This is a genomic window from Owenweeksia hongkongensis DSM 17368, from assembly GCF_000236705.1.
Lineage (GTDB): Bacteria > Bacteroidota > Bacteroidia > Flavobacteriales > Schleiferiaceae > Owenweeksia > Owenweeksia hongkongensis.
The window spans coordinates 659,371-683,407 of record NC_016599.1 but is presented as its reverse complement, the minus strand read 5'-3'; the positions used below and the strand labels follow the sequence as shown (position 1 = coordinate 683,407).

At 38.9% G+C, this 24,037-nt stretch carries 24 protein-coding genes and 1 tRNA gene; 17 read left to right on the top strand and 8 right to left on the bottom strand.

Going from position 1 to position 24,037, the window contains the following annotated elements; translation table 11 throughout:
* Positions 1-72 precede the first annotated feature (72 nt).
* Both OWEHO_RS03170 and OWEHO_RS03165 read left to right on the top strand, forming a co-directional pair.
* Entirely contained in the window at positions 73-522 is a 450-nt protein-coding gene (locus OWEHO_RS03170; RefSeq protein ID WP_014201015.1) for an SRPBCC family protein, read from the top strand.
* Between the two features lie 45 nt (positions 523-567).
* Entirely contained in the window at positions 568-1,227 is a 660-nt protein-coding gene (locus tag OWEHO_RS03165) for a hypothetical protein (RefSeq protein ID WP_014201014.1), read from the top strand.
* 8 nt (positions 1,228-1,235) lie between these two features.
* Here the strand turns inward: OWEHO_RS03165 and OWEHO_RS03160 are convergent, their stop codons facing one another.
* Genes OWEHO_RS03160 through OWEHO_RS03150 form a run of 3 tightly spaced genes read right to left on the bottom strand, consistent with a single transcriptional unit; the run spans position 1,236 to position 4,024 of the window.
* Positions 1,236-1,478, bottom strand: a complete 243-nt coding sequence (locus OWEHO_RS03160; RefSeq protein ID WP_014201013.1) for a VF530 family protein — start codon at positions 1,476-1,478, stop codon at positions 1,236-1,238.
* An 11-nt stretch (positions 1,479-1,489) separates the two neighbouring features.
* Complete coding sequence (locus tag OWEHO_RS03155) at positions 1,490-2,839, bottom strand: DEAD/DEAH box helicase (protein ID WP_014201012.1); 1,350 nt, start codon at positions 2,837-2,839, stop codon at positions 1,490-1,492.
* Positions 2,840-2,884: 45 nt separating this feature from the next.
* Positions 2,885-4,024 (bottom strand): FAD-dependent oxidoreductase, encoded by a 1,140-nt coding sequence (locus OWEHO_RS03150; RefSeq protein ID WP_014201011.1) that lies wholly within the window; start codon positions 4,022-4,024, stop codon positions 2,885-2,887.
* A gap of 138 nt (positions 4,025-4,162) precedes the next feature.
* On the opposite strand from OWEHO_RS03150, the gene OWEHO_RS03145 reads away from it, so the two are divergent.
* The 6 genes from OWEHO_RS03145 (at position 4,163) to OWEHO_RS03120 (ending at position 11,308) form a co-directional block, all read left to right on the top strand.
* Positions 4,163-4,861 carry a head GIN domain-containing protein gene (locus OWEHO_RS03145; protein ID WP_014201010.1) on the top strand — a complete coding sequence of 233 codons (699 nt, stop codon included), beginning with the start codon at positions 4,163-4,165 and terminating at the stop codon, positions 4,859-4,861.
* 12 nt (positions 4,862-4,873) lie between these two features.
* Positions 4,874-6,589, top strand: a complete 1,716-nt coding sequence (locus OWEHO_RS03140; protein ID WP_014201009.1) for a phospho-sugar mutase — start codon at positions 4,874-4,876, stop codon at positions 6,587-6,589.
* Between the two features lie 20 nt (positions 6,590-6,609).
* Positions 6,610-8,352 (top strand): ArnT family glycosyltransferase, encoded by a 1,743-nt coding sequence (locus OWEHO_RS03135; RefSeq protein WP_014201008.1) that lies wholly within the window; start codon positions 6,610-6,612, stop codon positions 8,350-8,352.
* Entirely contained in the window at positions 8,349-9,590 is a 1,242-nt protein-coding gene (locus tag OWEHO_RS03130; RefSeq protein ID WP_014201007.1) for a TlpA disulfide reductase family protein, read from the top strand. Before OWEHO_RS03135 ends, OWEHO_RS03130 begins: the two co-directional genes overlap by 4 nt.
* A 35-nt stretch (positions 9,591-9,625) precedes the next feature.
* Positions 9,626-10,513, top strand: coding sequence for a 3-hydroxyacyl-CoA dehydrogenase family protein (locus OWEHO_RS03125; protein ID WP_041627889.1), 888 nt, complete (start codon positions 9,626-9,628; stop codon positions 10,511-10,513).
* 201 nt (positions 10,514-10,714) lie between these two features.
* Positions 10,715-11,308 (top strand): thioredoxin family protein, encoded by a 594-nt coding sequence (locus tag OWEHO_RS03120; protein WP_223252711.1) that lies wholly within the window; start codon positions 10,715-10,717, stop codon positions 11,306-11,308.
* 1 nt (position 11,309) lies between these two features.
* On the opposite strand, the gene OWEHO_RS03115 is transcribed toward OWEHO_RS03120, so the two are convergent.
* Together OWEHO_RS03115 and OWEHO_RS03110 are read right to left on the bottom strand one after the other, a co-directional pair.
* Positions 11,310-11,558, bottom strand: coding sequence for a hypothetical protein (locus tag OWEHO_RS03115; RefSeq protein WP_014201004.1), 249 nt, complete (start codon positions 11,556-11,558; stop codon positions 11,310-11,312).
* A gap of 63 nt (positions 11,559-11,621) precedes the next feature.
* Positions 11,622-11,695, bottom strand: a tRNA-Met gene (locus OWEHO_RS03110).
* Positions 11,696-11,801: 106 nt separating this feature from the next.
* Between OWEHO_RS03110 and OWEHO_RS03105 the strand changes: the two genes are divergently transcribed.
* The 5 genes from OWEHO_RS03105 (at position 11,802) to OWEHO_RS03085 (ending at position 18,420) form a co-directional block, all read left to right on the top strand.
* Entirely contained in the window at positions 11,802-12,251 is a 450-nt protein-coding gene (locus OWEHO_RS03105; protein ID WP_014201003.1) for an START-like domain-containing protein, read from the top strand.
* 52 nt (positions 12,252-12,303) lie between these two features.
* Entirely contained in the window at positions 12,304-12,912 is a 609-nt protein-coding gene (locus OWEHO_RS03100) for a phosphatase PAP2 family protein (RefSeq protein WP_014201002.1), read from the top strand.
* 193 nt (positions 12,913-13,105) lie between these two features.
* Positions 13,106-15,859 carry a TonB-dependent receptor gene (locus OWEHO_RS03095; protein WP_041627884.1) on the top strand — a complete coding sequence of 918 codons (2,754 nt, stop codon included), beginning with the start codon at positions 13,106-13,108 and terminating at the stop codon, positions 15,857-15,859.
* Between the two features lie 34 nt (positions 15,860-15,893).
* The gene (locus OWEHO_RS03090; RefSeq protein ID WP_014201000.1) at positions 15,894-17,486 is read left to right on the top strand and encodes a T9SS type A sorting domain-containing protein; all 1,593 of its coding nucleotides are present in this window, start codon (positions 15,894-15,896) and stop codon (positions 17,484-17,486) included.
* An 88-nt stretch (positions 17,487-17,574) separates the two neighbouring features.
* Entirely contained in the window at positions 17,575-18,420 is an 846-nt protein-coding gene (locus OWEHO_RS03085) for an aminotransferase class IV (RefSeq protein WP_014200999.1), read from the top strand.
* Here the strand turns inward: OWEHO_RS03085 and OWEHO_RS03080 are convergent.
* Positions 18,417-18,980: a YqgE/AlgH family protein gene (locus tag OWEHO_RS03080; RefSeq protein WP_014200998.1), complete on the bottom strand. Its 564-nt coding sequence runs from the start codon at positions 18,978-18,980 to the stop codon at positions 18,417-18,419. The two genes, OWEHO_RS03085 and OWEHO_RS03080, sit on opposite strands and share 4 nt — an antisense overlap.
* A 68-nt stretch (positions 18,981-19,048) precedes the next feature.
* Between OWEHO_RS03080 and pdxH the strand changes: the two genes are divergently transcribed.
* Positions 19,049-19,690, top strand: coding sequence for a pyridoxamine 5'-phosphate oxidase (gene pdxH, locus OWEHO_RS03075; protein WP_014200997.1), 642 nt, complete (start codon positions 19,049-19,051; stop codon positions 19,688-19,690).
* 69 nt (positions 19,691-19,759) lie between these two features.
* On the opposite strand, the gene OWEHO_RS03070 is transcribed toward pdxH, so the two are convergent.
* Positions 19,760-20,626, bottom strand: a complete 867-nt coding sequence (locus tag OWEHO_RS03070) for a DUF2911 domain-containing protein (RefSeq protein ID WP_014200996.1) — start codon at positions 20,624-20,626, stop codon at positions 19,760-19,762.
* Positions 20,627-20,702: 76 nt separating this feature from the next.
* Entirely contained in the window at positions 20,703-21,407 is a 705-nt protein-coding gene (locus OWEHO_RS03065; protein ID WP_014200995.1) for an HAD family hydrolase, read from the bottom strand.
* A gap of 146 nt (positions 21,408-21,553) precedes the next feature.
* On the opposite strand from OWEHO_RS03065, the gene mscL reads away from it, so the two are divergent.
* From mscL to OWEHO_RS03050, 3 genes are all read left to right on the top strand, one after another.
* Positions 21,554-21,982, top strand: a complete 429-nt coding sequence (gene mscL / locus OWEHO_RS03060; RefSeq protein ID WP_014200994.1) for a large-conductance mechanosensitive channel protein MscL — start codon at positions 21,554-21,556, stop codon at positions 21,980-21,982.
* Positions 21,983-22,160: 178 nt separating this feature from the next.
* Positions 22,161-23,006, top strand: coding sequence for a UDP-2,3-diacylglucosamine diphosphatase (locus OWEHO_RS03055; protein WP_014200993.1), 846 nt, complete (start codon positions 22,161-22,163; stop codon positions 23,004-23,006).
* A complete protein-coding gene (locus OWEHO_RS03050) occupies positions 22,990-24,024 on the top strand; it encodes a glycosyltransferase family protein (protein ID WP_014200992.1) in 1,035 nt (344 codons plus the stop codon). The genes OWEHO_RS03055 and OWEHO_RS03050 overlap by 17 nt, the downstream gene beginning before the upstream one ends.
* The last annotated feature ends 13 nt before the right edge of the window (positions 24,025-24,037 follow it).

The window sequence follows — 24,037 nt, the reverse complement described above, 5'->3', positions numbered from 1 at the left end:
CGTGGAAGGATTAAGAAGGGAAGCAGGCTGGTAAGAATTAATATTTTAGCGCTTTGAACTACATCATATAGCATGAAATACATCTGTACCACCATCATCAATTTGTCAGTAGAAAAAACCGTTCGGCTATGGACGGATGAAGATCATTTTGATGAATGGCAGGATGGGTTTGAATCCATCGAATTGCTGGACGGTGAAAAGCATGCCGTAGGCTCAAAGTCTAAAATCATTATTAAACAGGGCAAGCGAAAGCTGGAGCTCATTGAAACCATTATAAGCAACAATCTCCCAACGGAGAAAAAGGCACTGTATGAGCATATTCATATGAGTAATACTCAAACTACTCGGTTTGAGAGAATTTCAGATAGCCGAACGCGGTTTACTTCAGAGGTAGAATACACCAAGTTCAATGGCTTTATGCCCAAGTTGATGGCCAAACTCTTTTCGGGAATGTTTCAAAAGCAAAGCCAAAAATGGATGGATCAGTTTAAGGAATTTGCGGAAGGGGTGCAGTGGTCGTGAACTTTTGTGAGTAGTGATTTAACTTTAAAAGCTTGAATAAATTTAATGGTAGAAATCAAGAAAAAAATAATCTTAGGCTTCCTTTTGCTGGCTTTGGGAATGAAGTCTTATAGTCAAGATATGAGATATATCAATCAGGATGAATATCATCAAATCGTTGGAAACATAAACAGCTATGTAGCTTTTGATTATTTTAACAATGATACACTTTATAAGGATTTACATCTGTTTCTGAATTTTATTTTACCAAACCCTTCGGATGATGAATACTTGTCTTTCTATGTAGTTCCATATGACACCATGGTAACTACTGCTGGAGATACTCTTCATATTTTCGAGTTCAACTTTGATGGATATGTAATTCAACCAATAAAGGGAGATATCAAATATTTACCCCTAGGATATTTTCATAATAAACCGTGTAAAAGGGCTTTAATAGCTAAATCTAAACGCCTTGAAAGACTTTACTTTATCAGCGGATATTTTTTCCTAGATAATTCTGAGTTTCTTTTCAAAAGCAGTACAGTTGAATGGACTAGTTCTTCAGCTTCAGATTACGTTAGATACCGATACCATAATTGGAGTCCGGAAATTATTAGCGCGAACAAAGACCGATTGGTGTTTTATTCAGAGTTCTATAAGAAGTCCTATGAGGTGTATTTTGATAGTATTAACACTCCCCGGGCTGTAGCAAGTTCTCGGTAAGTAATGAATTACTTCTTAATCGCCCTCAAATAAAGCCTTTCAACTTTCTCTCTTGCCCAAGGGGTTCTGCGCAAAAACTTAAGGCTTGATTTAATAGAAGGGTTATTGTTGAAAGAGCGAATATCGATTTTCATCCCCAGCTCGTCCCAACCGTATTTTTCAACCAAAAACTCAAGAATATCCGCCAGTTTTACACCGTGCAGAGGATTGTTTGGCTGCTGTTCTGATTGACTTTTATTCTGCTCTTCCATAGGGGCTATGCTTACTTTTTCCTGCGTCTATTTTGATTCTTATCACCCTTTGTTTTAGCCTTCTTGTATTTCTTTGCCAATTCTCTGTGATAAGACCCGCCTTGGTTGGTTTTCTTGTTTTTGTCCTTCTTTTCATGAAAACCCGGGCCAGAAGGTTCGTGCCGTACTTTGTGCTGACTAGCCATATCAATCACCTTTGGTCGCTCATCAGGCGTGAGCTGCGAAGAAATTTCTACACCTTCCGGGAAATCTACTGTCGGAATTTCATAGTTCATCAATTCCTCGATGGCCTCTTTTCGTTCCTTTTCTTTTTCCGTGTAAAACAAAATTGACTTTCCTTCTTGCTCGGCACGACCAGTACGACCAATTCGGTGCATATAGTTTTCAGGAAAACGTGGTGTATCAAAGTTTATAACGTGGCTAATTTTATCTAAATCCAGTCCACGCGCCATTACATCGGTGGTGACCAAAACACGATGTGTACCATCTTCAAACTGCTCTATAGAGCGAAGTCTATAATTTTGAGTTTTGTTAGAGTGAATCACGCAAAGATCAGACATAAGGTCTTCTTCCAAGGCATTGAAAAGGCGGTCAGCACTTCTTTTATTAGAAACGAAAACCAGCACCTTTTTAAATTCTTCGCGATCTTCCAATAGATGTTTTAGGAGATTGGCTTTGGTATAAAAGTTCTTTACGGGATAGCATGATTGCTTAATGTTATCCAGCGGAGTACCACTTACGGCAATCGAAATCTTTTGAGGCTTAATAAAGAAATCGTCAATCATGATTTCAACATCTTCGGTCATAGTAGCCGAAAACATGATGTTTTGTCTCCGCTCCGGGAGAAGTTCAAAAATACTTGTGAGCTGCGGTCTAAAGCCCAAATCAAGCATTACATCTACTTCGTCAATCACCAGTTTGTAAATATGCTTTAGCTGTAGCGAACGACTAACCGCTAAATCATATAATCGGCCAGGAGTTGCCACCACAATGTCTGCACCTTCAGCGGCAGCAGCACTATGCTGATTGATATTTACACCACCATAGACTCCCAAAACACGCACATTTATGTACTTCGCAAATTCTTCAATACGCTCTACCACCTGAACTACAAGCTCTCGGGTAGGTACCAAAATCAAAATACGAGGATGTATTTGCTGCGAAAATTTCAGTTCTTTAAGAATAGGCAGCATGTAGGCAAAGGTCTTACCCGTACCGGTTTGCGCTATTCCCACCATGTCTTTGCCCGAAAGAATCATCGAAAAAGCTTCCTCTTGAATAGGGGTTGGCTTTTCAAAACCTAGGTCGGCAATTCCATTACGTAAAGGGGTGGAGAGCTTGAACTTCTCAAAATGATCCATGGGTGCAAATATTTCTGCGAAAGTACAGCTTTTGCTACGTAATACTTAGTGGTAGGAAGGCTTCAAGTTGTAAAGTGAATTCATTTGGTTTTCGAGCACTTTTTCGGGCGTAAGCTTCATTATCGTTTTCATCAATATTTGGCCAAAACCATTGTGAGCCATGCTTCCAAATCTGTAGGAATTGTTTACCACAAAATCTACTTTCCTTCTGCGCTCACTTTCAAATCTCTCAAAAGCTGCTGCATCACTTTCCTGTGCCAATATGTTGGAAATGTAATAGGCATCTTCCACACCTTGACAAGCGCCCTGGCCCATATTTGGTGTGGTGGCGTGGGCAGCATCTCCAATCAGACAAACATTTTTAGAGTGCCATTTTGGAAGCCTTTTCAAGTCACTGATGTCCGTTCTTATAATTTGCTCCAAAGGAGTTTCTTGAATTAATTCCTTTACAAAAGGATGAAAATCGATAAACATTTTCTTCAAATCAGCTTTTAAAGTGACCCTATTGTCGTTCTGATTTTGAGGAGCATTACACACCGCAAACCAATACACTTCATTCGGAGAAATTTGCGATAAGCCAAAGCGGATTCCCTTTCCCCAGGCTTCATAACCAGCACCTTCAAGTCCTTTTGGTAAAATAGTTTTTACAACACCACGCCAGCTTGTTTGACCAGAATAGCGGGTTTCGGAATTTGGAAAAAGCTGTTTTCGTACTCTAGAATTTAAGCCATCGCCCGCTAGTAGTATGTCGCAGTTTTTTTCGCTTTCGCTAAAATGTATTTTGACCTTACCATTTACTTCTTCATGCTTTTGGTAATCCATACCTAACTGTACGGTGTCACTTGGCAAGGCATCAAATAATATTTGCTGAAGCCTAGCTCGGTGAATAGCAATAATAGAGTTGCCGTTAGGGTCGGTAATCATCCCTTGGGTGCTTTTACGGATAGGGATCAGCTGCGGATTTGTAATTTCAGCTTTAGCTACAGACATCCCAATTTCTCGAAGGGAATCACCAATTCCAATCCAGTCCATCACTTTCATAGCATTAGGCTGAAGCCAAATACCAGCTCCAACTTCATTGAGTTTGGGAGCGCGTTCATAAACCTTACAAGATATTCCCAGTTTGTTGAGTGCAAGGGCGGTGGTAAGTCCGGTAATTCCTCCGCCAACAATAGCGATGTCCATAATTTGAAAAGCTTAATTATTTCGAAACGAAGATAGTACACAAAGTAATTAACACCTCACCGATAAAAATGTACTTATAGAAAGGAAGAGCGCGTGCAAATAGGGCAATTTGTTACTTTAGCCACAAATGATAGCTCCATGAAGAAATTTATAGTATTTGCAGCATTAGCTCTTATTTCACAGGCCTGCGTAACTGGCGTAGAAGGGAACGGAATAGTAAAAAAGGAAACTCGTGAGGCGGCACCTTTTGATAAAATCGAAGTGGATGGCGCTTTTGATATTTTTATTCGACCCGGAAATTACAGCGCAGTAACTGTAAATACAGATGAAAACCTGCTTGAATACATTGAAACTTATGTGAAAGGGGGCGAGCTCCATATCTCGAGCACAAAGAAATTGGGCCACTATGAAAAACTGGAAATATACCTCACTATGAATGAGTTTAACGGAGCCGATTTAAGTGGTGCTTGTGAAATTCAATCAAGTGGATTGCTAACAGGTAAGAATGTAGAACTGGATTTTAGTGGAGCTGTAGAAGTTGACTTAGAAATAGAATGCAGTGATTTAGATGCTGATATGAGCGGAGCATGTGAGCTTTCTCTAAAAGGAAAGGCTAAAACTGCCAGCTTTGAAATATCAGGAGCAGGAGAAGTGAATGCCGAGGATTTTGAAACCGAAGAATGTAGAATAGATATGTCCGGTGCGGGCGAGGCTAAGGTATTTGTAACTAAGAAACTAGATATTGATATTTCCGGTGCAGCCGAAATTTATTACAAAGGAAACCCTGGCGAAATCAATCGCAGTGTTTCTGGCGCTGCTACCATTAAACCCCTTTAAATTGACAAAATTATGAGCTTAGAGCAAGAAGTATTGCAAAGAGCAAAAGCTTGGACCACCGAAACCTATAGCTTGCAAACCCGAACTCGCGTTAAAGACCTTATTGAGGAGGGCGGAGATGCCTTGATGGACGCCTTTTATAAAGACCTTGATTTTGGTACAGGAGGCCTTAGAGGTATTATGGGCGCTGGTACCAATAGAATTAATAAATACACCTTAGGGATGGCTACCCAGGGCTTGAGTAACTATTTGCTTAAGCAGTTTCCCAATGAGGAAATAAGTGTGGCAATAGCTCACGATAGCCGCAATAACTCCAAAGAGTTCTCACATAAGGTAGCTCAAGTTTTGGCTGCCCATGATATTAAGGTTTACCTTTTTGAAGACTTACGACCAACACCAGAGCTTTCATTTGCAATAAGACATTTGGGGTGCAAGAGTGGTATTGTAATTACCGCATCGCACAACCCGCCTGAGTACAACGGTTATAAAGTGTATTGGGATGATGGTGGACAACTAGTTCCTCCGCATGACAAAGGTGTGATTGAGGAAGTACGAAAGGTAAAGCCAGAGGATGTGAAGTTTGCCGAAAATTCACCACTTATTTTTTCCATTGGAAAAGAGGTAGATGATGCTTACATCAAAGAAATCGAGAAGCAGTGCTTTGGTAATGACGGTAAAGACAAACTAAAAATTGTTTTCACCAGCATTCATGGAACAAGTATCACTTCCATGCCTCATGCTATGGCACTGTGTGGTTTTACCGATTTTCATATTGTAGAGGCTCAAAGTACACCTGATGGTAATTTTCCAACCGTAAAGTCACCAAACCCAGAGGAAGCCGCAGCGCTAAAAATGGCGGTGGATATGGCCGAAAAAATAGGTGCGGATTTAGTTATAGGTACCGACCCAGATGCTGACCGTGTGGGTATTGCTGTTCGCGATTTGAATGGCGAAATGGCATTAATGAATGGTAATCAAGCTGCTTCGGTTCTTATCTATTATCTTTTGGAAAGGTGGAAAGAAAACAATCGCCTTACAGGAAATGAGTTTGTAGCCAAAACCATTGTTACCACTGACCTTATTGACAAGATTGCTGAACACTATAATGTAGATTGCCCTAACTGTCTTACTGGTTTTAAATGGATAGCCGATGTGATTCGCAAGAACCCGGAGAAGACTTTTATAGGTGGTGGTGAAGAAAGCTACGGATATATGATTGGCGATTTTGTGCGTGATAAAGATGCTATTGCCAGCGGAGTTCTTTTGGCAGAAGCCGCAGCATGGGCTAAGTCCAGAGGTTCATCTTTCTATGAAATGCTCATTGAAGTTTACCACAAATTTGGTTTTTATCAAGAGGATTTGATTTCACTTACTAAAAAGGGAATGAAAGGTTCTGAAGAAATCATTCAAATGATGAAAGACTTTAGGGCCAACACTCCACAGGAAATAGGAGGTGAGCGAGTGGTGAAAATGCTGGATTATGATAGCTCAAAATGCACTGATTTACTTTCAGGAACTTTGGAAGCGATTGATTTACCAAAGAGTAATGTCGTTCAATTTATTACTGATAAGGGAAGTAAGATTACTGCGCGTCCTTCTGGTACAGAACCCAAAATCAAGTTTTACATAAGTGTGAATGAACCTCTAACGAAAGTTGAGGATTTTGAAAGGGTAAAGAAAAGCTTAGAAGGTAGGATTGCCGACATTAAGAAATCATTGGGGTTGTAATTTTGCACAAATTTTAAAGTTTGGAACGTAACACATTTTGGTGGCTGTTTGCGCTTGTAACTATCGTTTATATCATCGGTTTACCGATAGATATAATGGACGTAGACTCAGCGCAATATGCAGCTATAAGTCGTGAAATGGCCGAAAACGGCAATTACCTGCAAGTACACTTGTATGGCCGTGATTATCTTGATAAGCCACCACTTTTATTTTGGATTACTTCTTTCTTTTTCAATGTATTCGGTTACGCTAACTGGAGTTTTAAAATAGGTTCATTTTTATTTACTCTAGTTGGTGTTTATAGTACTTTTCGATTGGGAAAACTGCTATACAATGAGCGCACCGGGCGTTTAGCTGCCATTATACTTTTCAGCTGTCAGGCTTTTATATTGTTTAATAATGATGTTCGCACTGATACAATTTTGACAGCGGCCGTGGTATTTGCTATTTGGCAAATCATGGAGTGGCTGCATGGCTACAAATGGAAGTGGATTATTGGTGCAGCGGTGGGTATTGCTTGCGCCATGATGGCTAAAGGCCCCATTGGAATTATGGTTCCGGTATTAGCTGTAGGCAGCTGGATTGTAGGTACAGGTAGATGGCGAGATATTTTTAGATGGCAATACATAGTTCTACTTGTGTTGGTCGGTTTTCTGCTAAGCCCTATGCTTTATGGTCTTTACACACAGTTTGACTTACAGCCGGAAAAAAGTGTGCCCATGGTTACTCCTCAAGGTCTTGACTACCAAAAGAATATTTCCGGGCTTAAATTCTATGTGTGGACACAAAGCTTTGGACGAATTACTGGTGAAAACGTTTGGACCAACGGAGCAGGAATGTTCTTCTTTGTACATAACTTCCTTTGGTCTTTTCTGCCTTGGGCGCTCATGTTTGTAGTAGCCTTCTTTGCGAGAATAGTTAAAGCTGTGAAAGCTATTCCGAATAGAAAGACCATGCCTGAGCTTCTGACTCTGGGCGGGTTTATTCTTCCTTTCATTGCGCTATCGATGTCATCTTATAAGTTACCACACTACATATTTGTAATGTATCCTTTGGCGGCTATACTCTTAGCCTCATGGTGGCAAGAGGTTTGGGAAAAAAACAATAGGTCTTTAAAGGTCACATCTCTTTCCATACAAACACTTATTGTTGTGGCATCTCTTGCTGCAGTTTGCCTGATTTACTTTTGGGTATTTTCAGACGGAAGTTGGTTGCCAGCTATAATTTCGTTGCTTTTTATGGCTGTTGCTTTTTACTTTCTCTTTAAAACTTTTAAAAGCGGTATCAATCTAATTGTGGCCTCCGTCCTAATTTCGATTGCAGCAAATATTGCTATGAATGCCTGGTTTTATCCAAACATTATGAAGTACCAGATGGGGAGTAATACGGCATTTGCAATACAGGATTTAGAACTGGATGAAACTAAGGTTTTCAATTATAGATTTACGTCCTTCAGTTATTACTACTATTCGGGCAATATCCCGCAAAATACAAACTCCAACAAGCTTGCATTGAGTATGCAAAATGAAGGGGAGGTCTATATTATCACTGAAGAAAAAAACCTTAATAGCTTGGATAAAGATTTTGACTTTGAGGTTTTAGAAAAGTTTGGAACGTACCCAGTGACCTTACTTAGTATAAAATTTTTAAACCCGGAAACTCGTGAAAATACACTTAGACCTGTGTGTATACTAAAGGTGACGGGTATTAAGGAGAACAGTAAGTTTGCAGAATTAAGCGCACAACAAAAAGGATCAATATGAAAAAAGCACTTCTAGGTTTATTACCAATACTTATGGTGGCATGCGGTGACCCGACCGATACCGGAAATGTAGATAATGAACCGTACAGCGGAGTATGGCGTGGTGTGATTGCGCTGAATGATAGTGTAGATTTACCTTTCAATTTTGAACTAGAAACTGCGGAAGATAGCAGCATGACACTTTTTATTTTTAATGGAGATGAGGAAATTGAAACCTCTGTAAGTCGTGTAAGTAAAGATTCTATAAAGATAGAAATGCCGGTTTTTGCAAATTACATAGTAGCGAAACTGGGAAGTGATAATTTACAAGGAAGCTATATCAATCCTGATGCTGAAAACTATCGCTTGCCTTTTACAGCAACGTATGGTGATTCTGCAAGATTTGAAATTACAGAGCCAAAATGCTGCGACATAAACGAGAAGTGGGCCGTGAAATTTAATCCTGAAACCGAAAATGAGAGACCGGCTATTGCCTATTTTGAACAATATGGCAAAGTAGTGAAAGGAACCTTTGCTACCGAAACAGGGGATTATCGCTACCTACAAGGAGTTTTGAGTGGAGATCATCTTCAGCTTTCTGCTTTTGATGGTGCGCATCTTTTTCTATTTGACGCTAAGGTGATAGGACAAACTATTGAAGGTTTGTTTTATTCGGGTCGCAGCGGTTTTAAAACCTGGAAAGCTTATCGCGATGATGATTTTGAGCTGCGCAATGCTGACTCTTTAACTTACTTAAAAGCAGGTTATTCTAAAGTTGATTTTAGCTTTAATAACCTCAAGGGTGAACCTGCTTCCCTTAGTGACCCAAAGTATGATGGAAAACCTGTGATTGTGCAAATAATGGGAAGTTGGTGCCCAAATTGCATGGACGAAACTCGTTACTTAAGTCAAGTTTATGATCAATATAATGATGAAGGATTGGAGATAATTGGGCTAACCTTTGAGCGCGCTAAAAACAAGGAAATGGCTTTGGCTAGAGCTAATAAGATGGTGAATGACCTTAGTATAGAATATCCAGTACTTTTGGCTGGCGCTACAAAAGATGATAATGCTGCGGAACTTTTACCGATGCTAAATCACATTATGAGTTTTCCCACAGCAATTTATTTGAATGCAGATCATACCGTGAGAAAAATACATACCGGGTTTTCCGGGCCAGGAACTCCATTGTATGAAGAGTTTACAGCGAAAGATCAAACTGTGATTGAAGAAATATTGAAGACTCAAGTAGGAGAGTAGAAAACATTAACAGACAATTAGATAAATTATAGATGATGAATTTTATATCAGTAATAGGAGCAGGAACAATGGGTAATGGAATTGCCCACGTGTTTGCACAGCACGGACATAAAGTAAACCTTATTGACCTTTCACCTGAAAGCTTAAAAAAGGGAATCGCCACCATTACCAAAAACCTGGATCGTCAGGTATCTAAGGGGCTTATTGATGAAGATAAGAAAAAGGAAACCCTTGAAAATATAACAACTTACACGACTATTGCCGAAGGTGTGAAGAGTGTGGATTTGGTAGTAGAAGCTGCTACAGAAAACGTAGACCTTAAGCTAAAAATCTTTGCTCAGCTGGATGAGATTTGTGATGAAAACACAATTTTGGCGACTAATACTTCATCAATTTCTATTACCAAAATTGCAGCAGCTACTAAGCGCCCTGATAAGGTAATAGGTATGCACTTTATGAATCCGGTGCCTGTAATGAAACTGGTGGAGATTATTCGCGGTTATGCTACTTCTGATGTTACTACCGCCAATATCGTTGCCTTATCAAAAGGATTGGGTAAAGTACCTACCGAGTGTAATGATTATCCTGGTTTTGTGGCCAATCGTATTTTGATGCCTATGATTAACGAGGCTATTATTTCATTACACGAAGGTGTGGCGGGTGTAGAAGAAATTGACACCATTATGAAATTAGGAATGGCACATCCAATGGGACCATTGCAATTGGCCGACTTTATTGGTTTGGACGTGTGTCTTAGTATTATGAATGTACTGTACGAAGGTCTTGGTAATCCTAAGTATGCACCATGTCCTCTTTTAGTAAATATGGTAATGGCTGGCAAACTTGGTGTAAAATCCGGAGAAGGGTTTTATGACTATTCAGAAGGTCCAAAAAATGCAAAAGTTTCTGCTTCATTTAAATAAGGAAGGGCAGGAGTATAATTGAAGAGGAGGTCTGATTGACCTCCTTTTTCGTTTTGTGACTTTTGTCACATTTTAGGATAATCAAGTCCTTTAACTTTGCTATCACTAAATAGAAGTCCTCAATACTATCGGCTTTCTGACATTAGGTGAAGAGGGACATTTAGAAATTTGTGCTCACAATAAGAAATACAGAATATGAATATGATAGATAAAGCAATAGAAAATTCAATGAGCTATACTGAGTACAGAGAGCTAATTGACAGGCTTAGAGCCAATAATAAAACAACAGGTGATAATCACAGCGAGGATATGCTAAACTATACCGACCTGAATATTGCCCGCATGAATAAGTGGGATAAGCGTTTTGTGCTTGACGCTGATGTACAAACGCTTCTCAAAAATATTGAGAAAAAAGAAACTTGGATTGTACTTACAGAAGCTTGGTGTGGAGATGCCGCACATTCAGTTCCTGTAATGTCAAAGATGGCTGATGCCAGCGAAAACATTGACCTTCATTTGGTGCTTCGCGATGAAAATCTGGAGCTAATGGATAAGTACCTTACTAATGGAGGTAGAAGTATTCCAAAACTAATCCGTCTTGACGCAGAAACAGGAGAAGAGCTTTCCACTTGGGGACCACGTCCTAAAGAGTCTCAAGACCTTTTTACCAGGATGAAAAAAGAAGGTTTTGAAAAGGCAGACATCAATAAAGACCTGCAGCTTTGGTATGCTCGAAACAGTGGAAAAGCTATTGAGCAGGAATTAGCACAGATGCTTTCTTATCAGTTAACCTAGATTATTTAGGAAAATTTCGATTTACTGAAGCCTGATGGCTTTTATACATAGTTTCAAAAGTGTGCTGGAGATGTGCTAGAAAGTCCTCATCCAGCCACTTTTTCACACCTTCCAATCCATCTACTTGCTCCTTGTGCAATTTGTAGCACTGCTTCATGGGGCCTGCCTCTATTTCTATATAAAAATATCGCTCTATAGTATATGCAACTATCTTAAAAGTAGGGTGAGGAATGGTGCCTAAAATTCGCATAATCAGCTATTTTGGTGAAATAAATTTGCATAAAAAAAGGCAGCCTAAAAAGACTGCCTTTTGTAGCGAAAGGGGGACTCGAACCCCCGACCTCAGGGTTATGAATCCTGCGCTCTAACCACCTGAGCTACCTCGCCATCACTGTGATTAAACCGTTTTTATAAAGGGTGTCCTTTATTTTTCGGGCTGCAAATATACAGTTTTATCTATTTCAGCAAAGTGAATGAAGAAAAATATTGAGCCTTGCCCGATAGTAAATTTTTATATATTGCAAACTTCAGAAACGATACTAATCAAGCAATGACAGAAGAAAAAATAAAGTACGAATTGGAATTTCCCGTTAAGGCATCTCCACATATGTTGTTTCCATTTTTGAGCACCCCTAGTGGGCTTAGCGAGTGGTTTTGTGATGATGTAAATTCTCGTGGTGAGAAGTACACCTTTATATGGGATGGTGATGAGCGCGTAGCTTATATGGTAGGTAAGAAAACCGAAAAATATATTCGCTTTCGCTGGGAAGAAGATCATGAAGAAGACAATAAATACTACTTCGAGTTTAAGATTGTAGTAGATGAGCTTACAAATGACACAGCGCTTATGGTTACTGATCATAGCGATGAAGATGAAGTAGAAGAGGACAAGCTCCTTTGGGAAAGCCAAATTCACGAGCTTTTTCATACAATAGGCGCATAAACCTTTGAAGGTAGCTTCATTTGTAAATAAGAACAAATTCTTTTTTATCCCGATGGTTATTTTACTAACTATCGGGATATTTTTTGTGCTGTCTTTTAGTAAAGATGAAATTCACATTTTTCAAAACACATACTATAATCCTTTCTTGGATTACTTTTTCCAATATGTAACTTACCTGGGGGATTATCATGTTTTATTGCCAATTATTTTTATTTCAGCATTTATTAAGTGGCGATATTTTTTAGGTTTTGTTTTGGTCGGATTACTTAGCATATGTGCTATTGTAGTTTTAAAATATCATGTTTTTATTGACTACCCAAGACCACCACAGTACTTCGCGCAAATTCATGAGTTAAGATTGATAGAAGGTGTGGAGATACTTACGAACAACAGCTTTCCTTCCGGGCATACTACCAGCGCATTCGCTTTTTACGCTTTGATGGCTTTCTTCTTAAATACTAAAAGATTAAAGCTTGCTCTGTTTATTACAGCAGCTTTGGTGGGCTATAGCCGTATTTACCTAAGCCAGCATTTCCTCATAGATGTTTTAGTCGGAAGTATTTTAGGTACTAGCCTCGCTTTCATAGCCTATTGGATTATCATGAAAGCTAAACGCCCTATTTTAGATAAAGGTCTCATCCAAAGTCTTTCTAAAGACTAAAATTTAAGGTTTCTTACCGAAAAAAAAGAGTTAAAAAAATCTGTGTTGTACTGATAGCAGAGCTCCCGTCATTTCTGAATGTTTTATTTTCAGGTGTTTAAACTTGAACCCCAAAAATACGCATAGGAGATTTCCTACTGGTTTTGGTGAAAATATTTTCGTAGTTTCAACCAAGCACGAACACACATATTTAATGGGGAAATTTTTTACCACGGCCATATTACTGCTATGTATGTATGGTATTCACGCTCAAGTTTTGAAAGGGACCATTTATGATGGGAAGACAAATGAGCCAATAATTGGAGCTAACGTTATAATAAAAGGAACCACTCAAGGTACCACCACAGATTTTGATGGCAACTTTCAGTTGAATGCAAAAGGAGCCAGTTTTCCACTTACATTACAGGTAACTTTTATTGGATACCAAGCACAAGACATTACCGTTTCAAGTGCTAGTTCACCTATTAGTGTAAAACTTGCAGAAGACACTGAAATGTTGGGAGAAGTCAGTGTAGTAGAGCAGCGTCTTAGCGCAAAGCAAAGAGAAAGTGCCTTGACTGTGGAAGCTATGGATGCTTTGGCCATTAAAGAAACCCCGGCCGTTAGTTTTTACGATGGACTTGGAAACCTAAAAGGAGTAGACCTTACTTCAGCAAGTATTGGTTTTAAGGTAATTAATACAAGAGGTTTCAATAGCACATCACCTGTGCGCTCTTTACAAATTATTGACGGAGTGGATAATCAAGCTCCGGGACTCAACTTTTCTTTAGGTAACTTTCTGGGTGCCTCTGAATTGGACATTCAAAATGTGGACATTATTGCAGGAGCAAGTACAGCGTTTTATGGACCTGGTGCATTCAACGGGGTAATCAGTATGACCACTAAAAACCCTTTTGACTATCAAGGAATAAGTGCCAGTGTAAAAGTAGGGGAGCGAAATCTCGTGGAAACAGCCGTGCGCTATGCCGAAGCTTACAAAGTTTTTGGAAAGGATTATGAAAATTTCGCTTTTAAGATCAATCTATATTACTTGAGAGCTGATGATTGGGAAGCTGATAACCTAGACCCAACAGATCAAAGCGAGGAAGGAATAGACAACCCTGGAGGTTATGATGCTATTAACAGATATGGTGATGAAACACGCTTTGATGATGGTGGTGATATAAAAACCTATCCAGGTCTCGGTAACTTTTACAGAACAGGAATTGAGGAGAAAGATCTGGTAGATTATGATACCAGAAATCTAAAGCTAGGAACATCTCTTCATTACCGTATCAAGAAAGATTTAGAACTTATCTATGCTTTTAATTTTGGGTATGGAACAACTGTATACCAAGGGGATAATAGATATAGCTTAAAAGATATTCAGTTTTATCAAAACCGAATAGAACTCTCTAAAAAAGATAAGTGGTTTGTTCGAGCTTATTCAACTAATGAGGATGCGGGAAACTCTTATGACGCCTATTTTACAGCTTTGCAAATGCAAAATGCATATGTGGATGAAGGGGTATGGGGAAGTACTTATAGAAACTATTGGAGCTTTATAGGGTCACCAGAAGTTCAAAATCTACCCGGCTATCCAAGCACAAGTTTGCCTCGGGATGAGTTTGAAAAACAGCTCAACATTGTACTTGAAGAAAATGCTTCACTCGTTCAAGGGCTTCACGATCAAACAAGGGAAACTGTAAATGTAACTTATGGTCCTGAAGATGCTTTAAATCCTGGAAGTGCTTCATTTGACTCATTATTTACATATATCACCGAACGATCTTTTAGTGATGGTGGTTCTAAGTTTGTGGATCGCTCAGCTCTTTATCATGTACAGGGGCAGTACAATTTTGATCCTACCAGAATTGGGGATTTTAAAATTGGAGGCAATGGCCGTCTTTATCGACCAAATTCGGAAGGAACAATTTTTAGAGACACAGCTGGGCAAACAATTTCAAATTACGAATTTGGCGCCTTTGGTGGATGGGAGAAAAAGTTTGGTGAAAGGCTAAAACTAGGCTTAACCGCCAGAGTTGACAAAAATGAAAACTTTGATTTCTTAAGCTCACAGGCGGTTTCTATGGTATATAATTTTGATAACCTTAATACTCTGCGCGTTTCTTTCTCTTCAGCAATCAGAAACCCTACGTTGCAGGATCAGTACCTATATTATAATGTTGGTCGTGCAATTTTACTTGGTAATCTTGAGGGGTATGATTCTTTGGTAACACAGGATGATATCGAAACTTTTTTGGGTGCTGATACTGAAACCAGGAGAAACTATGAATGGGGCTATTATTCTGTAGATCCGGTAAGGCCAGAAAAAGTACAAACTGCCGAAATTGGATATCGTACCACTCTTTGGAAGCGACTATTTGTGGACGCTAATTACTATTATAGTTGGTATCAAGATTTTATTGGTTTCAATGTAGGTCTGGATATTGAAGACGATCCAGGTGCAGGACCAGCCGATCGACTCAGTGGAGCACAAGCATATAGAATTGCCGCAAATGCTGAAGACCAAGTGACCACACAGGGTTTTAGTTTAGGCTTAAATTATTACTTCTGGGATTACTATATGTTGGCAGGAAATTACACCTGGAACGTTTTAAATACGGCAACCGATGATCCTATCATTCCAGCTTTTAATACCCCTGAAAATAAATATAATATAAGCTTTAGCGGTAGAGACATAAGCGTGTGGAAGTTTAAGCATCTTGGTTTTAACATTACTTATAAATGGATCCAAGGCTTTCTCTTTGAAGGCTCTCCGCAGTTTACAGGGTATATTGATTCCTATGATTTGCTGGATGCTCAAGTTAGTTACGCCTTTCCAAAACAAGGAATAAACCTTAAATTAGGATCAAGTAACTTATTGAATAATAAAGTTTTTCAAGTGTATGGAGGTCCACGAGTAGGGCGATTAACCTATTTCTCTATATCATATGAATTAAAATAGTGTCTTAAATTTTATTAATTATTAATCTATTTCTATGAACAGAAAATTACTCGGCTCAATTTCCCTGAGCCTCGCTTTAGGCGCTTTTTCCTTGAATGGACAAGTTCGCTATCAAGATGATGTATTTACTGAGGCTCAAATAAACGTAACCTCAGATGTGACTTATGGTATCAACTTCAATGAATATGCTCCTTCCAGTATTGGTGGGCCGCAGTTGTTGCCTTTACAATGTGATATTTATGAACCTGATCCTAACGTAGATACTGCTACTGCAAGACCAGTTATTATATATTTTCATACAGGTAGTTTTTTACCAAAAGGTTTAGTTTCTCCTATGGGCGAAAAAACAGATAGCGCAGCAGTGGAAATATGTAAGCGTTTTGCTAAAAAAGGTTATGTAGCAATTTCAGCTACCTATAGAGTGGGTTGGTTGGCAAACAGTACTAATCTGGATTTGCGTAGAGGAACTAACCTACTTGCTGTATACAAGTCTATTCAAGATGCAAAGGCAGCTGTACGATTCGTTCGCAAGTCAATCGCCAATGGAAACCCCTACAAGGTACATAATGAGCGTATCTCGCTAGTTGGACAAGGATCCGGAGGTTACACAGTTTTGGCTTATGCTACCCTAGATAAATATGCAGAAGTAGCAAGCATTAGCAAGTTTCAATATGATGCTTCGGGCACAGGTATTTATGGCGACCCTATTACCGCTGGTGATCCTTATATTGATACCTCTATTGTAGGAGATTGGGATGGTTATGGTGGTGAAGTTACCCTTACCGGAAATAACACTCCTCTTGGTTTGCCAGAAGTAGATATGACCGCTACTGGAAGAAATTACATAAACAACCCTGGTTATAGTGATGATGTTCAAATGGTACTTAATTTAGGTGGAGCCTTAGGAGATTCTACTTGGCTTGAGGCCGGTGATGTACCGATGGTATCTACACATTGTCGCTTTGATTTTTATGCACCTTACTACGAAGGCATGGTACAGGTTCCTGTAAATAATCAATTTTTTCCTGTAGTAGAAGTGGCAGGAAGCCACACTGCTGTGCGTATTGCAAACTCACTAGGAAATAATAATGCATCCATCCAGTCTAACTTTCAGGATGCTTTAAGTGTTATGGCAAGAAGTAACCAATATAATACAGGTGGACAAGAAAACATTTTGACATTCAATATGATGCCTCCAAATCCTGCATTACCATTTCAAGTAAATAGCAATCCTTGGGATTTTTGGGATCCAGCCGATCCACTGGGAGCTAATGAAACTAATCCAAATAATAAAACGCAATCAATGGCTTACATTGACACCGTAATGGATTATTTCGTTCCTAGAATATATGCAAAGGTTTATACTGATGTAAGCTTGAATGAACAAACTCTTGTGGTAAATAAAACTTACCCCAACCCGGTAAATGACAAACTTTACTTTGAAAGTACTGAAGGCTATGCTGTTGAAGTAATTAATATAATTAGCATTAATGGTCAAAAAATCAGAACCATCAGCGTTTCTGAAGGACAAAACTCAGTTGATCTTTCATCTTTAAACAAAGGTGTGTATATGCTAGAGTTTATCTCAGGAAGCGAGAGCAGTGTGCAGAAAATCGTGAAGCAGTAGAATTATTTCCTGAGCTTTAGAAATAATAAAGCCTCGTCCTTTTGGGCGGGGCTTTTCATTTATACTTTTGCCGCAAAATACAGGAGGGATGATTTACAATTATAATGGGGATTTTATTGATGCCAACAAGATCACACTAGGTGTAGCCGATAGGGCTTTTCAGTATGGCGATAGTGTTTTTGAATCAATGAAATTTGCCAACGGCCGCATCAACTTTTGGGAAGATCATTACTTTCGATTGATGAGCAGCATGCGTATTCTCCGTATGGAAATACCTATGGACTTTTCTCCTGAATATCTAGAGGAACAAATCCGAAATACCTTGACTGAGAATAAGCTTTCGGAAAAAGCCGCTCGTATAAGATTCCAGGTAATAAGAAAGGAGGGAGGTTTATACACTCCAAATTCTAACGATGTAAATTTCCTTATTTCAGTAAGCGAACAGGAAAACGCCACTTATACATTAAATGAAAAAGGGTTGAAAGTAGATCTATTCAAAGATTATTACAAGCAGAAGAGTCTCCTATCCAACATCAAGTCAGGTTCAGCTGTTCTTTATACGGTCGCATCTATTTTTAAGAAAGAAAATGCACTGGACGAGTGTCTATTGCTGAATGATGATAAAATGGTTGCTGAAGCTATTTCAGCTAATGTATTTGTGGTAAAAGGAAAAGAAATTTTCACTCCTCCACTTACTGATGGTTGTTTGAAAGGAGTAATGCGTAAGCAGGTTTTGGAAATACTTCCCAAGATGGGTTATGAAGTTACTGAAAAAAGCATCTCTCCATTTGATCTTCAAAAAGCTGATGAACTATTTCTTACCAATGCTAGCAAAGGAATTCAATGGGTAGAGAAGTATCGCAAAAAGACATTTGTAAATGATGTGAGCCAAGCCTTGATTGGCAGACTAAATATTAAAGTAGCGCTTGCTTAATTTAAATTAGGATCCATAGGGCTATTGGCCCAAAGCGGATAACTTCCTCCTACACCCATCATAATGTTTTTCCACATTTCGGAAGGAGTATCCTTAAACATGTCGATAGTTTCATGTTCTAGCACCAACCAGGATTTTTCGTCAATTTCTAAATCTAGCTGGCCACCACCCCAGCCACTGTAGCCTAAGAAAAAGCGTATATTTTCCTGATCAATGAGCCCGAGTTTAATCATCTCTTTAAGAGGCTCCAAATCGCCACCCCAGTAAAGATCATCTTTGATGAGTTCTCCACCCGGTATAAGGTTTCCCTTATTATGCAAAAAGAATAATGAGTCCTGTTGTACTGGCCCTCCATGATAAATCCTGGACTCAAAAGAAGGGAACCCAATTACCACTTCATCCAAGGTAAGTTCCAGTGGTTTATTTATCACAAAGCCGACTGAACCTTCTTCGTTATGCTCGGTAAGCAAAACTACTGTACGGTCGAAATTTGTATCTCCAAGAAATGGCTCGGCTACCAGCAGGCTACCTTTTTGCGGTTTGTTCAATACATTGGGCATTTGTGTAGAATTTGTATTAAATATATAGGCTTAACCTTAAATTTGCAACACAATTTATTAACGATATCATGAGCAAAGAATTGCAAAACACCCGCAAAGACTACACCCAAAGTATACTTGATGAACACCACGTTTCTAATAACCCTGTGGAGCAGTTTGCAAGATGGTATAGTGAATATATTACAACTCAGGCTATTGACCCTAATGCTATGACATTAAGTACGATAAATTCAGCTGGAAAGCCTACTTCGAGAATTGTGCTATTAAAGGGAATTACCAAAGGTGGCTTTGAGTTTTACACAAATTATGAGAGTAATAAGGGGAAGGAAATGGAGAGTAACCCGTGGGTGTGTCTAAATTTCTTTTGGCCTGAGCTGGAAAGGCAAGTAAGAATAGAAGGTAAAGTAGAGAAGGTTTCTGCGGAAGAATCAGATGCTTACTTTAATTCTCGACCGTTGGGCAGCAGAGTGGGAGCGTGGGCTTCACCTCAAAGCCAGGTATTAGAAAGCCGTGAGGTACTGGAAGAACGCTTGAGAAAATATGCTTTGGAAATGACCGAAGATGTAACCCGTCCGCCACATTGGGGTGGATATCGTGTAATCCCAAATCTTATTGAGTTTTGGCAAGGAAGAGCAAGCAGGCTGCATGATAGGCTCCGTTATACCTTACAAGAAAATGGCCAATGGCAAATTAATCGACTAGCCCCATAAAAAAATAGCCCCGCAATTGCGGGGCTTTCCTCAGTCACTATTTGCAAGCGGTGAGCTGAAAATCATTAATTACTTTTTGGAGTTCCAATCGTTAATTCCATCTTCAATCATTGCGGTGTAATCAAAACTTGCACCACTTTCTTTAGCACCTTCTTCACCTACTTTGATTGATTCTTTGGCAGCTTTTACAGCACCTTTATAATCTTCTTTGGCGGCAAGAATTTCAGCTTTCAACCAGTAGCTATACCAGCTATCAGATTTTCCTTCAATTGACTTATTGATATATTCCAAAGCTTTTGCTCCTTCCATATTGTTATTGTGGTAGTAGTTTGCAGCATTGCGATATACTTTCCACTTATCAGCTTCTTCAGCTTCGTTCAAAGCTTTTTCAATATTACTGCTAGCAATAGATTTTACCTCTACAGTAAATGGAACAGAAACGCGAGTATTTTGCCATGTAAATACCAGGCTTGCTGATTCTGTGCGAATGTCATTTACATCAATTGTAAAGGTTTCTACAGGCTGCTTAATTGGAGCAACTTTAGCTTCAACACGAAGAACATCATTGTCTTCAGTATATCCTGAAGTACCACCGTGATCCGTCTTCTTATTGAAAATAACAGTCCACTTATCCGCATTAGGAATAGTGAAAATCGAATAAGTACCAGCTTCTAGAGTCTGTCCTTCAATAACTACTGGCGAAGAAACTTCAATGGTAGTATTCATGTTGGCTCCAGTTCTCCAAAGTTTACCAGGAGTTACTACATCAGTAAACACCGCACGATCTTTGGCGCTTGGTCGGCTATAATCAATGGTAATATCAGTCAAGCCAACTCTTTGTTGTAATGTAGATTTTGGGCTTGGCTGTGGTAATTCTTGAGCATTTACAGAAATCATAGTTCCGACAAATGCTAGGGATAAAAACAGTTTTTTCATGTGTATAATGGTTTTATGCAATAATACTAAATGAAAATAGTGTAGTAATAATCTTTCTCAAAATAGATGTCTAAACTCATGACTCTAATTTTACTACACCGGCCGTTTTGTTTGTTGCCGTTTCTACCAATGCCTTTCTATTCAGGTAGTCATGGTAGTTTTCTTCATTTTTTCCCTTGTGATCGATTACATTGAAGTGTTGATCGAGCAATGTTAACAGCAGTTCACACATCTCGCGTACAGCATGCTCATTCCCCTGACAGGTAGAAATATAATCGGCAAGCTTATGGCGTTCCATATATTCTACAAAAATGGGGCTGCTCAACCTCCCAACTGCTAGTCTAATACCCATTTGCTCGGCTACTTTAAGGTCAGCAACCTCGTCATATACATATATAATCTCATCTGGGTGAATATCATGTTGATTACAAAAATGGCGGAGCACGTTTTCTTTGTCTTGCCCATTTAGATATACATTATCATAATGGTCTTTTTTTCCCAATTGTAAACACAGTGAATTATCTGTATCGCTCATTACAGCTACTTTGATCATAGTCTTATTAGCTAGGAAAAAACCAAAACGCAATAAATCTATACCTCCGGTATCTACCACGCTATAGCTGCTTCCACCCGTAATATCTTTGTGTCCACTATTAAATACTCCGTCCCAAACAAATACGATGGCTTTCATTTTTTCCATTCTTTCTCTTAGATCAAATGCTGATGTAAGAAATACACCTCCTATGTCTACAAATGTGTCTTCTAATTGAGTAAGCTCCATATTTCTGATTTTTTATTTGATTGAATTATATTTCTTACAATATGTGAAATTATTGCCTTTTTTAAGATAAAAACTTAGCACACATGAGCTTCCAATAGTAAAAAAGTATATTTTTAAAAAACTATTAATTCAAATCTATATTAATTATGCTCAAGGAATTTAAGGAATTTATCCAGCGTGGCAATGTGTTGGAGTTGGCAGTCGGTTTTATCATGGCTACCTATTTTGGTGCTATTGTAAAGTCTCTCGTAAATGATATCATTATGCCTCCTGTTGGCATGGCTATTGGCGGGGTAGACTTTGCACAGCTCAAACTGGTGCTCAAAGAAGGTACACCTGCTGTAATGAGTGGCGAAGACGTAGTGAGTCCAGAAGTTGCTGAAGTAGCCATTATGTATGGAAACTTCATCAACATTGTACTTACCTTTCTTATCGTTGCCTTTGTGGTGTTTTTGGTTGTAAAGATGTACAACAATTACCTTAAGAAGAAAGAGGTTGCTCCAGATCCAGCACCACCAAAACCTACAGTGGAAGTAGAATTGTTAACCGAAATACGTGATGCATTGAAAAGGTAATATTCTAATTAAATTACACATAATAAAGGCTACCTATCATCAGGTGGCCTTTGTTGTTTTATAAACATACAACTCTTCGTAAAACCTTTATCCTTAACCATTGCATTACACACCCTTTACATTACCACAGGAAGTTTACCACACTTTTGCGCTGAGCAGAAGTACTAAAACTTTCTGAATGAAAAAACGTAAAGTTGAAGTGGTGGTCATCTCTGATGTTCACCTTGGTACCTTTGGGTGCCGTGCCAAAGAGCTGTACAGATACCTCAAAAGTATTCAGCCCAAAACTCTAGTTCTAAACGGAGATATCGTAGACATCTGGCAGTTTAGAAAGCGGTACTTCCCCAAAAGTCACCTTAAGGTTATCAAACAAATCATTTCCATGGCCAGTAAGGGTACACAGGTACATTACCTTACGGGAAACCATGACGAAATGCTAAGGAAGTTTTCCGATGCTAGTTTTGGTAATATTCACCTCCAGGATAAATTGATTCTAAATCTAGGAGATAAAAAGGCCTGGATTTTTCATGGTGATATTTTTGACGCATCTATACAAAGTGCCAAGTGGATTGCAAAACTCGGTGGTTGGGGTTATGACCTACTTATCACCATAAATAGCTTTAGCAATTGGTGCCTGGAGAAGATAGGCCGCGAGCGATTTAGCTTTAGCAAAATGATAAAGAACAGCGTAAAAAAAGCTGTGAAATACATTACTGACTTTGAAGATACGGCAGCTGAATTGGCAGTTGATCAGGGTTTTGACTTTGTGATATGCGGTCATATTCATCAACCAGAGATGCTGGAGGTAAAAACTAAGAACGGAAGTTGTGTTTATCTAAATTCTGGAGACTGGATAGAAAACCTTACTGCCTTAGAATATAATAAAGGTTCATGGCAAATGTATCATTATGAGAAGGAAGATGATGACGAAAAAGATGATGATGAAAATCTGAATGACTTGAATATTCAACGGTTGATAAAAAAGGTAACTGATCATAAATCTGAACATGAGCAAAGTGCCTAAAATTCTTTACGCTGTTCAAGGTACCGGAAATGGACATGTTGCCAGAGCCAGTGAGATTATTCCAATACTTCAAAAATATGGTGAAGTGGATGTGGTACTTAGTGGTGATCAAAGTGAAGTAAACCTTCCTGTTAAACCAAAGTACCGAAGCAAAGGAATTGTTTTTATATATAACAGTAAGGGGGGGATAAGCTACATCAAAACCCTTTTCAAGAATAACCTTGTTAGGATTTTTCGTGAGATATTTACCTTCCCGGTTTATGACTATGACATCGTTATTAATGATTTTGAAAGCATCACAGCCTGGGCGTGTAAGTTAAAAGGTAAAGATTGCTTTGGACTGGGGCATCAAGCTTCATTTCAATCCAAAAAATGCCCTCATCCTGAGGAAAGAGATTGGCTAGGAGCCTTTATATTGAAGTACTACGCTCCCTGTTCATCCTATCTGGGTTTTCATTTTGATAGGTATGACAAGTTTATTTACTCCCCCGTAATACGTAGTGATATACGTGCAATAGTGCCAAGCAACAAAAGACATTATACGGTTTATCTTCCCGCCTTTGGGAATAATGAAATAGAATTGATCCTCAATAAAGTAGAAAATGTAAAGTGGGAAGTATTCTCAAAACATACTTCTGCAGTTTCTTCAAAAGGGAATATTACATTCTACCCCATTAGCAGCGCAGGCTTTATTAAAAGCTTTTCAGAATGTGAGGGAGTATTTACTTCAGCTGGTTTTGAAACACCCGCTGAGGCCTTGTATTTAGGGAAAAAATTGATGCTGGTTCCTATTAAAGGGCAGTATGAACAGCTCTGCAATGCAGAGGGCGCAAAGAAGATGGGGGTTCCCGTTATATATGAACTAAACCAAAAATCAATACCAATATTACAGGATTGGATTCTCAATACAAAGCCTATAAAGGTGGACTACCCAGATACCACTGAATTTTTGATTCATAGCTTTATAATTGGACCTTGGCACAAAGATTTGAAAGAAATAGAACCTGTAAATAATTAACAGGATTAATTTT

Coding starts and splice junctions, on each gene's coding strand:
- OWEHO_RS03170 (WP_014201015.1), top strand. CDS start 73: ATGAAATACATCTGTACCACCATCATCAATTTGTCAGTAGAAAAAACC.
- OWEHO_RS03165 (WP_014201014.1), top strand. CDS start 568: ATGGTAGAAATCAAGAAAAAAATAATCTTAGGCTTCCTTTTGCTGGCT.
- OWEHO_RS03160 (WP_014201013.1), bottom strand. CDS start 1,478: ATGGAAGAGCAGAATAAAAGTCAATCAGAACAGCAGCCAAACAATCCT.
- OWEHO_RS03155 (WP_014201012.1), bottom strand. CDS start 2,839: ATGGATCATTTTGAGAAGTTCAAGCTCTCCACCCCTTTACGTAATGGA.
- OWEHO_RS03150 (WP_014201011.1), bottom strand. CDS start 4,024: ATGGACATCGCTATTGTTGGCGGAGGAATTACCGGACTTACCACCGCC.
- OWEHO_RS03145 (WP_014201010.1), top strand. CDS start 4,163: ATGAAGAAATTTATAGTATTTGCAGCATTAGCTCTTATTTCACAGGCC.
- OWEHO_RS03140 (WP_014201009.1), top strand. CDS start 4,874: ATGAGCTTAGAGCAAGAAGTATTGCAAAGAGCAAAAGCTTGGACCACC.
- OWEHO_RS03130 (WP_014201007.1), top strand. CDS start 8,349: ATGAAAAAAGCACTTCTAGGTTTATTACCAATACTTATGGTGGCATGC.
- OWEHO_RS03125 (WP_041627889.1), top strand. CDS start 9,626: ATGAATTTTATATCAGTAATAGGAGCAGGAACAATGGGTAATGGAATT.
- OWEHO_RS03120 (WP_223252711.1), top strand. CDS start 10,715: ATGATAGATAAAGCAATAGAAAATTCAATGAGCTATACTGAGTACAGA.
- OWEHO_RS03115 (WP_014201004.1), bottom strand. CDS start 11,558: ATGCGAATTTTAGGCACCATTCCTCACCCTACTTTTAAGATAGTTGCA.
- OWEHO_RS03100 (WP_014201002.1), top strand. CDS start 12,304: ATGGTTATTTTACTAACTATCGGGATATTTTTTGTGCTGTCTTTTAGT.
- OWEHO_RS03095 (WP_041627884.1), top strand. CDS start 13,106: ATGGGGAAATTTTTTACCACGGCCATATTACTGCTATGTATGTATGGT.
- OWEHO_RS03090 (WP_014201000.1), top strand. CDS start 15,894: ATGAACAGAAAATTACTCGGCTCAATTTCCCTGAGCCTCGCTTTAGGC.
- OWEHO_RS03085 (WP_014200999.1), top strand. CDS start 17,575: ATGATTTACAATTATAATGGGGATTTTATTGATGCCAACAAGATCACA.
- OWEHO_RS03080 (WP_014200998.1), bottom strand. CDS start 18,980: ATGCCCAATGTATTGAACAAACCGCAAAAAGGTAGCCTGCTGGTAGCC.
- pdxH (WP_014200997.1), top strand. CDS start 19,049: ATGAGCAAAGAATTGCAAAACACCCGCAAAGACTACACCCAAAGTATA.
- OWEHO_RS03070 (WP_014200996.1), bottom strand. CDS start 20,626: ATGAAAAAACTGTTTTTATCCCTAGCATTTGTCGGAACTATGATTTCT.
- OWEHO_RS03065 (WP_014200995.1), bottom strand. CDS start 21,407: ATGGAGCTTACTCAATTAGAAGACACATTTGTAGACATAGGAGGTGTA.
- mscL (WP_014200994.1), top strand. CDS start 21,554: ATGCTCAAGGAATTTAAGGAATTTATCCAGCGTGGCAATGTGTTGGAG.
- OWEHO_RS03055 (WP_014200993.1), top strand. CDS start 22,161: ATGAAAAAACGTAAAGTTGAAGTGGTGGTCATCTCTGATGTTCACCTT.
- OWEHO_RS03050 (WP_014200992.1), top strand. CDS start 22,990: ATGAGCAAAGTGCCTAAAATTCTTTACGCTGTTCAAGGTACCGGAAAT.